Below are 1,478 nucleotides of genomic sequence, written 5' to 3'. Positions count from 1 at the left end.
GCTCCGACTGCGCGGCCCGCAAGGTGTCCAGGATGAGTTTGTTCTAGCCGCCATCGCCCAGAATCTGAGGCGGTTTGCATCGCTGGTCGCACGACCGCCACCGGCTCAGGCTCTGCGCATCGCGTAGCGTAGCGTAGCGTCGAAGTTGCGTAAAATGCGTCAGGGCCAGCGCTTCAGAGCGCGGCTCAACGAAAGGCCCAGCGGCCAAATCCATTGCAGCCGACTTTTGCAACAAAATCGGCCACTTTCGGACTCATGCGCCGCAACAAAAAGCGCCTTCAATATCGCCCCTCGATCATCAATATCCGGGGTATATTGGGGGATACTGACCGCTTTGTGAGAGATGATCCAATGGAGCCCATCGGTGCAGATCTTTCCACGATACTAAACCGCATCCTTGATACGGCGGCAGATAATCTCAGGATTGCAAAGATTCTCGTCCAAATGGGGCTTGATCCCAACAACATCACCTACGACGCACTGTTTGATCGGCTGCTGGAAATTGTGTTGGCCAACATCACGCTCGCCAACATGTTTGCCTTGTTCGGCGCAATCTTCTTTGTCGCTACCTTGCTGATGCAGAGAATGGTGCCGCTGCGGGTCGCGAATATGGTCGGCTGTGCATTCTTCGTAGCCTCTGGCGCGCTTTCCGGAAGCGTCGCCACCTTTCTGCTTTATCTGCTGTTGCTGCCGGTCAATGCCGTTCGTCTCCGCCAACTGCTCAGGCTCGTTAAGAAGGCACGTGACGCGATGCAAGGCGACATGCCGATGGAATGGCTCAAACCTTTCATGACCGAACGCAGATATCGCCATGGCGACCGGTTATTTGGGAAGGGTGATGCGGCGGCCGAAATGTTTCTCACCGTCACCGGGAAGTTTCTCGTCAAAGAAATCGGCGTCGAGCTTCCGCCAGGGCGTCTCATGGGAGAACTTGGCTTCCTTGCGCCCGATAAGCGACGAACCGGTACGGTCGAGTGCATAGAAGACGGACAAGTCCTGACTATAACTTATGAAAGACTGCTTGAAATCTACTTTCAAAGTAATCAGCAATTCGGCTACTATATCCTCCTCCTCACCAGTCAGCGTCTGCTGGAAAATAGCCCGCGCCTCCAGGAAAATATCTCGCGGCTGGAAGCAACTCTCGCGCAAGAGAAAGCGGCGCGACAGACCCCAGCTGCGGATGGCACCGCTTAAAACTTGTCTCTCGATTGCTCCACCATTGGTGACAGAACTGTCCCGACGCGGTGCAGGTCCCGCGCATGCAGCCTCAGGTCTGAGTGGGTCACATGCGGGCGTCGCCGCAATGCCCCTCCTTGGTCCGCTGGCGCCCAGCAGGCGGACAAGCAGGCTTCGACGCAGAGAGGCAGCTACGGGCCACAGGACTAAACCGCTCGCGCGGTAGGCACGACGGCCGGCAGCGCGGCTGAGAGGATAGCGCAACGAGGCGTCCTGTCTTGAGATGAGGGGTTCGCAACCTT

Annotated in this window: 1 protein-coding gene; it reads left to right on the top strand. The window is 57.0% G+C overall.

Going from position 1 to position 1,478, the window contains the following annotated elements; all coding sequences use genetic code 11:
• Positions 1-351: 351 nt before the first annotated feature.
• Positions 352-1,194 carry a cyclic nucleotide-binding domain-containing protein gene (locus IVB50_RS16160; protein WP_346771304.1) on the top strand — a complete coding sequence of 281 codons (843 nt, stop codon included), beginning with the start codon at positions 352-354 and terminating at the stop codon, positions 1,192-1,194.
• The last annotated feature ends 284 nt before the right edge of the window (positions 1,195-1,478 follow it).

It is taken from the genome of Bradyrhizobium sp. 87 (genome assembly GCF_023073015.1).
Lineage (GTDB): Bacteria > Pseudomonadota > Alphaproteobacteria > Rhizobiales > Xanthobacteraceae > Bradyrhizobium > Bradyrhizobium canariense_D.
This window is presented reverse-complemented; position numbering and strand designations above follow the sequence as displayed.